The 6,458-nt window shown below is 67.9% G+C and carries 8 protein-coding genes; 4 read left to right on the forward strand and 4 right to left on the reverse strand.

Annotated elements, in window-relative coordinates:
• Window positions 1–40 precede the first annotated feature (40 nt).
• Window positions 41–907, reverse strand: a complete 867-nt coding sequence (mca, locus tag QOC69_RS15240) for a mycothiol conjugate amidase Mca (RefSeq protein WP_526440909.1) — start codon at window positions 905–907, stop codon at window positions 41–43.
• 129 nt (window positions 908–1,036) lie between these two features.
• On the opposite strand from mca, the gene QOC69_RS15245 reads away from it, so the two are divergent.
• The 3 genes from QOC69_RS15245 to QOC69_RS15255 all read left to right on the forward strand — a co-directional run bounded on the left by QOC69_RS15245 (window position 1,037) and on the right by QOC69_RS15255 (window position 2,856).
• Window positions 1,037–1,459, forward strand: coding sequence for a DUF4307 domain-containing protein (locus QOC69_RS15245; protein WP_526440911.1), 423 nt, complete (start codon window positions 1,037–1,039; stop codon window positions 1,457–1,459).
• Window positions 1,460–1,666: 207 nt separating this feature from the next.
• Window positions 1,667–2,155, forward strand: a complete 489-nt coding sequence (gene greA, locus QOC69_RS15250) for a transcription elongation factor GreA (protein WP_184445039.1) — start codon at window positions 1,667–1,669, stop codon at window positions 2,153–2,155.
• Window positions 2,156–2,193: 38 nt separating this feature from the next.
• Window positions 2,194–2,856: a GPP34 family phosphoprotein gene (locus tag QOC69_RS15255; RefSeq protein ID WP_526440914.1), complete on the forward strand. Its 663-nt coding sequence runs from the start codon at window positions 2,194–2,196 to the stop codon at window positions 2,854–2,856.
• Here QOC69_RS15255 and QOC69_RS15260 read toward each other — a convergent pair.
• Window positions 2,842–4,020, reverse strand: coding sequence for a cystathionine gamma-synthase (locus QOC69_RS15260; RefSeq protein WP_526440916.1), 1,179 nt, complete (start codon window positions 4,018–4,020; stop codon window positions 2,842–2,844). The genes QOC69_RS15255 and QOC69_RS15260 overlap by 15 nt on opposite strands.
• Before the next feature lie 66 nt (window positions 4,021–4,086).
• On the opposite strand from QOC69_RS15260, the gene QOC69_RS15265 reads away from it, so the two are divergent.
• A complete protein-coding gene (locus tag QOC69_RS15265; protein ID WP_526440918.1) occupies window positions 4,087–5,259 on the forward strand; it encodes an acyl-CoA dehydrogenase family protein in 1,173 nt (390 codons plus the stop codon).
• On the opposite strand, the gene QOC69_RS15270 is transcribed toward QOC69_RS15265, so the two are convergent.
• Window positions 5,243–5,743 carry an Rv1078 family RDD domain-containing protein gene (locus QOC69_RS15270; RefSeq protein WP_526440921.1) on the reverse strand — a complete coding sequence of 167 codons (501 nt, stop codon included), beginning with the start codon at window positions 5,741–5,743 and terminating at the stop codon, window positions 5,243–5,245. The two genes, QOC69_RS15265 and QOC69_RS15270, sit on opposite strands and share 17 nt — an antisense overlap.
• A 67-nt stretch (window positions 5,744–5,810) precedes the next feature.
• Window positions 5,811–6,458: Rv1078 family RDD domain-containing protein (locus QOC69_RS15275; RefSeq protein WP_526440923.1), on the reverse strand; the 648-nt coding region annotated here is incomplete at its 5' end.

Below are 6,458 nucleotides of genomic sequence, written 5' to 3' on the forward strand. Positions count from 1 at the left end.
TCGTCGGCCAGCAGACCCGCGATCAGCACCAGCGAATTGGTCACGGGTCGATCCCGGCGAACAGGTCGTCCTCGGGCAGCTTGAAGGCCACGCGGGAGCGGGCCAGCTCGTACTCCTCGGTGGGCCACAACCGCTGCTGCCACTCGATCGGCGCGGCGAAGAAGTCGCCGTTCGGGTCGATCTGGGTGGCGTGCGCGCGCAGGGCGTCGTCACGTTGCTCGAAGTACTTCGAGGCTTCGATCCGGGTGGTCACGCGGCTGGCGAAGACGTCGAGCTCGGGATCGAAGTGCTTCAGCCACTTGTCGAACGGCCCGTGCATGCCGTGCTTGGCGAACTCGTCCTGGATCAACTGCATGCGCTTCCGCAGGAAGCCGTGGTTGTAGTACAGCTTCGAGACGCTCCACGGCTCGCCCGCATCCGGAAACAACACGTGGTCGCCTGCCGCCTCATATGCGGCCATGGACACCTCGTGGGTACGGATGTGATCGGGATGCGGGTAACCACCGTTCTCGTCGTAGGTGGTCAGCACGTGCGGCCTGAACTCGCGGATGAGGCGCACCAAGGCCTCCGTCGGCCCCTCCAGCGGCACCACCGCGAAGCAGTCGTCCGGCAGGGGCGGCAGCGGGTCACCCTCCGGCAGCCCGGAGTCGACGAAACCCAGCCAGCTGTGCTCGACACCGAGGATCTCGGCGGCCCTCGCCATCTCGTCGCGCCGGACCTCGTGGATCCGGCCGTGCACGTCCGGCAAGTCCATCGCCGGATTGAGGATGTCCCCGCGTTCGCCACCGGTGACCGTCACGACCATCACGCGCGCACCCTCGGCCGCGTACTTGGCCGTGGTTGCAGCACCCTTGCTGGACTCGTCGTCCGGGTGGGCGTGCACCGCCATCAAGCGCAGTTCGCTCACTCGTACCTACCTGATCTTGGTTCGTCGGGACTCGTACGGACCGTTCCAACAGTCTCGGGTAGTCCTATAGTTCCAGTCCGAGCAGACGGAACCGAACTCAGACCCATCCGAAGGGGCGACGCACCGCACATGATCGAGCGTCCGGCCGCCCGCTACGGGCGGCAAAAGCTGTCGAGCCGAACCCGTCGCCGGCTGGCAATCGGCCTCTTCGTCCTCATTCTCGCCATCGGCGTCGTAGTCGCAATCGTCGGCTTTCAGCGCCTCGGTACCGGCGACGTCAAAGGCGAGTTGGGCGGCTATCGATTGGTCGACGACGGCACCGCCGAGGTGACCATCTCGGTGACCCGCAAGGATCCCTCTCGCCCCGTCGTGTGCATCGTGCGGGCCCGGTCGATCGACGGCGGCGAGACGGGCCGCCGCGAGGTGCTGGTTCCGCCGTCGTCGGCCGCAACGGTGCAGGTGACGGCCATCGTCAAGACCAGTCAGCGGCCGGTGATGGGCGACGTCTACGGCTGCGGAACCGACGTTCCCGCCTACCTCGTGGCGCCCTGACCGACCGCCGGTCGAGCGTCCGTCGCACGAACATCGAAAAGCTAATACGTAAAGATCCGCTGACCTGGCGGTGGTAGCATGGTCGGATACACGGTTCCTGGATGGAGCCGTGTATTGCTGCTTTAACGCGCGGGTATGCGCTTGCGATCGCGGCATTTGGGGAACTTTCTTACGCCAACAGCGCGAGACGAACGACAGGAGCGCGACATGACCGACACTCAGGTCACCTGGCTCACCCAGGAAGCACACGATCGGCTGAAGACCGAACTCGACGGCCTGATCGCCAACCGACCGGTCATCGCCGCGGAGATCAACGACCGACGCGAAGAGGGCGACCTCCGCGAGAACGGCGGCTACCACGCGGCGCGCGACGAGCAGGGCCAGCAGGAGGCCCGCATCCGCCAGCTGCAGGAGCTGCTGAACAACGCCAAGGTCGGCGAGGCCCCGACGCAGTCCGGCGTCGCGCTGCCCGGCTCGGTGGTCACGGTGAAGTACGACGACGGCGAGACCGAGACGTTCCTGATCGCCACCCGCCAGGAGGGCGTCAGCGACGGCAAGCTCGAGGTGTTCTCGCCGAACTCCCCCCTCGGCAGCGCCCTGATCGGCGCCAAGGAGAAGGAAACCCGCGAGTACACCGTGCCCAGCGGCAACACCGTCAAGGTCGTGCTGGTCAAGGCGGAGCCGTACCACTCCTGATTCGCGGTACCCACGCCCGCTGATCTACGGTCCGTTTCATGGCGCAGATCGCCGAGGACCTATTTCTGCTACTTCTGGACAACGCATCCGCGCAGCCCGCCCTGGAACGCGACCGTCGGGAACGGCTGCTCGCTGCGGCGGTCCTGCTGGATCTGGCCTACGCGTGCCGCATCCGGCCTGCCGTCCCCGGTGACCCCACCCAGGCGGGCCGACTGCTGGCACTGGCGGCGGCCGGGCCCGGCGACCCGGTTGCAGAGCCGGCCTTCCAGCTGCTTCAGCGCCGTCCGTTGCGGCCCGACGCCGCGGTGTCGAAGTTGCGCAAGGCCACCCAGGGAGGCGTGGCGCTGCACCTCGAGCGACTCGGCCAGATCCGTCGAGTTCGCCTGCCGTCCAAGCGATTCAGGACGCCCTATGCCTGGCCGCTGACCAACCGCGACCGGGTGGGGCGGGCGCGGGGCGAGCTGCTGTCGGCGCTGTTCGACCGTCGACCGCCGACCCCCACGACGGCGGGCATCGTCTCGCTGCTGCACGCCGCGGACGGGCTGGGCGCTCTGTTCAGTCTCAACGACCGCGGCTGGCGCTGGGTGCACACCCGGGCCAGCGAGATCGCCAGCGGCAGTTGGGTGAACGAGTACCCGACGGCGATGCCCGAGATGAACCTGGCGGTCACCGCGTCGGCCCTGCGGTCAGCCCTGTCGTAGCGCCTGTTCGAGATCGCCGAGCAGGTCGCCGGCGTCCTCGATCCCCACCGAAAGGCGGACCAGGTCGTCGGGCACCTCGAGCTGCGAACCTGCCGTGGAGGCGTGCGTCATCGCAGCGGGATGCTCGATCAGCGACTCGACGCCGCCGAGTGACTCGGCGAGGATGAAGATCTCGGTGCGCGCACACAGTTGGTGGGCGGCTTCGCGGCCGCCACGCAGCCGCACCGACACCATGCCGCCGAAGCCCGACATCTGCCGCCTGGCCACCTCGTGGTTGGGGTGGCCGGGAAGCCCCGGGTACAGCACGCTCTCGACGGCGGGATGCCCGTCGAGGAACTCGGCGACCAGGGCGGCGTTCTCGCTGTGCCGCTGCATCCGCAGGACCAGGGTCTTGAGCCCGCGCATCGTCAGATACGCGTCGAACGGCCCCGGCACCGCACCGGCGCCGTTCTGCAGGAACGCGAACGCCTCGTCGAGTTCTTCGTCATTGGTCACCATCGCCCCGCCGACGACGTCGGAGTGCCCGCCGATGTACTTCGTCGTGGAGTGCAGCACGATGTCAGCGCCCAGCGCCAACGGCTGCTGCAGCGCCGGCGAGGCGAACGTGTTGTCCACCAACACCTTTGCTCCGGACGTCGAGGCCAGCTGGGCGATTCCGGCGATGTCGGCGATGGACAGCAGCGGGTTGGTGGGCGTCTCGACCCAGATCAGCTTGGTCTCGGCCGTCACCGCCGCGCGGACGGCGTCGAGGTCGGACAACGCGGCGGGCGTGTAGTCGATCCCCCATTTCGTGAAGACCTTGTCGATGAGCCGGAACGTGCCACCGTAGGCGTCGTCGGGGATGACGACGTGGTCGCCGGGCCGCAGCAGGGACCGAAGCGCACAGTCGGTCGCGGCCATTCCCGAGGCGAAGGCGCGGCCGAACGTGCCGCCCTCGATCGAGGCCAGGGCCGCCTCGAGGGCCGCCCGGGTCGGGTTGCCGGTGCGGGCGTACTCGAAGCCGCCGCGCAGCCCGCCGACGCCGTCCTGGGCGAACGTCGAGCTGGCGTAGATCGGTGCGTTGACCGCGCCCGTCGCGGGATCCGGCCGGTAACCGGCGTGGATGGCCCTGGTGGCCGGACCGTACGCGCGGAACGCGTCTGCTGCGGATCGCTGCTCACTCACGGCGATCAGGGTAACGGTGCCCGAACCCTGCCAGGCCGGTGCGTCCATTGGTGTAGAACCAAGACCATGGCCGCTTCCACCACGATCGAGCAGCTGCTCGACCTCGACCGGTTGCTGAACACCGAGGACATCGAGCTGCGCACCATGGTTCGGCGGTTCGGCGAACAGCGGCTGCGCCCGTTTGTCGCAGAGTGGTTCGAATCGGGCGAAGTGCCCGTCCGCGAGCTCGCGGTCGAGATCGGCAAGCTCGGCCTGCTCGGCATGCACCTCACCGGGTATGGCTGCAGCGGCTCGACCGCCACCGCCTACGGCCTGGTGTGCCAGGAGCTGGAGGCCGTCGACAGCGGGCTGCGCAGTCTGGTCTCGGTGCAGGGCTCGCTGGCGATGTTCGCGATCCACCACTGGGGCAGCGAGGAGCAGCGCGAGCAGTGGCTGCCGGGGATGGCCGCAGGCGAGCTGATCGGCTGCTTCGGGCTGACCGAGCCCGACTTCGGCTCCAACCCCGCAGGCATGCGCACGACGGCGCGGCGCGACGGTTCGGACTGGGTGCTCAACGGCTCGAAGATGTGGATCACCAACGCCTCGGTGGCCGACGTCGCGGTCGTCTGGGCGCGCGCCGAGGAGGGCATCCTGGGGTTCGCGGTGCCCACGTCGACCCCCGGCTTCAGCGCCCGCGAGATGACGCACAAGCTGTCGCTGCGGGCGTCGGTCACCTCGGAGTTCAGCCTCGACGACGTGCGGCTGCCCGACGAAGCCAAACTTCCTGGCGCCCGCGGGTTGTCGGGTCCGCTGGCCTGCCTGTCGGAGGCCCGGTTCGGCATCGTGTTCGGGTCCGTCGGTGCAGCGCGCGACTGCCTGGAGACCACGCTGGACTACGTCGGCACCCGCAAGGTGTTCGACAAGACGCTGGCCGGCTATCAGCTGACGCAGGCCAAGATCGCCGACATGGCCGTCGAACTCGGCAAGGCCCAACTGCTGGCGCTGCACCTCGGCAGGCTCAAGGACGACGGCCGGATCCGACCGGAGCAGGTCAGCGTCGGCAAGCTCAACAACGTCCGCGAAGCCATCAAGATCGCACGGCAGTGCCGGACCCTGTTGGGCGCCAACGGCATCACGCTGGAGTACCCAGTGATCCGGCATGCCAACAACCTGGAGTCGGTGCTGACCTACGAGGGCACCTCGGAGGTGCACCAGTTGGTCATCGGCGAGGCGCTGACCGGGGTCAGCGCGTTCCGCTGACGTCGGCGCGCACGCACACCGTCGACGCCAGCTTGTCGGCGAACGTCTGGTTCTTGGAGTCCCACAACGGCCACAGGTAGCCAAGGCCGAGGCTGAGGAGATCCACCACGTGTGCAAACTGCCGGATCACCGAGCGCAAGAAGCCGATCGGCTCGCCCGCCGTCGCGTCGACCACCCGCAGGCCCAGGACGGACTTGCCGACGCTCGATCCCGTCCTGCCCTGTCGGTAGCCGAAGTTCCACACGCCGTAGCCGAGGATGGCCAACCATGCGACGAGGAAGCAGATCTGACCCAACGGGCTGGTGTTCGACGCGCACTGGTCACCGAGATCGCGCGCCGACGGGTCGCCGTCGCATCTGCGGATCCTGGTGAGGTACAGCAGGATGACGGCCAGTGCCGCCAGAACCAGGACGGGAACGGCGTCGAGCAGGAAGGCCATCACCCGACGCGGCCACGGTCCGTACGACAGAGCGCTTGCCGTCATGCCCGGCAGTACAGCACAGATCGGCCCGCCAGCACGAAGCTGGCGGGCCGATGAGCGTCGAGCGCGGTCAGATCGGTACGCAGATGGTCTTGATGAGCTTGTCGGCGATGGTCTGCCGCTTCGCGTCCCACAGCGGGAACAGGTAACCGATGTAGCAGATGGCGCCGTCGATGGCATGGGCGATCTGCCGCACGATCGACATGCCGAAGCCGATCGGCTGTCCCGTCGCCTCGCTGACGACCTTGAACTTCATGATCGCCTTGCCGACGCTTGATCCGGTGTTGCCCTGCCTCAAGCCGTAGTTCCAGATCCCGTAGGCAAGGGCGATCAGCGTGGTGACGGCGAAGAGCGCCCATGCCAAGCCTGACGGTCCGTTGTTGCCTGTGGCGCAGAACTCACCGAGATTGAACTCGGAATCATCTGTGATACAGACCGTTTCGACCTTCTGCATGGTGACAAGGAAGATGGCGCCGATCCCGGTCAACAGCGCGACCGGAATGTAGTCGATGAGAAAGGCCAGCACGCGCGTGAACCACGGCGTGTACTGATCGGCGGCCGTACCAACGCCGACAGGCGGTGGCGGTGCGAACCCGCCCTGCCCCGGCGGTGGCGGCGGGTAGCCGCCAGCCGGTGGCGGAGGTGGCGGGTAGCCGCCACCCGGTGGCGGAGGTGGCGGGTAGCCGCCACCCGGAGGCGAAGGTGGATAGTTTCCGGG

The organism is Mycobacterium sp. (assembly GCF_032162105.1).
Lineage (GTDB): Bacteria > Actinomycetota > Actinomycetes > Mycobacteriales > Mycobacteriaceae > Mycobacterium.

Bases quoted from the DNA above. Each gene is read 5' to 3' on its own strand.
- QOC69_RS15265 (WP_526440918.1), top strand. From the start codon at position 4,087: ATGGCCGCTTCCACCACGATCGAGCAGCTGCTCGACCTCGACCGGTTG.
- greA (WP_184445039.1), top strand. From the start codon at position 1,667: ATGACCGACACTCAGGTCACCTGGCTCACCCAGGAAGCACACGATCGG.
- QOC69_RS15255 (WP_526440914.1), top strand. From the start codon at position 2,194: ATGGCGCAGATCGCCGAGGACCTATTTCTGCTACTTCTGGACAACGCA.
- QOC69_RS15270 (WP_526440921.1), bottom strand. From the start codon at position 5,743: ATGACGGCAAGCGCTCTGTCGTACGGACCGTGGCCGCGTCGGGTGATG.
- QOC69_RS15245 (WP_526440911.1), top strand. From the start codon at position 1,037: ATGATCGAGCGTCCGGCCGCCCGCTACGGGCGGCAAAAGCTGTCGAGC.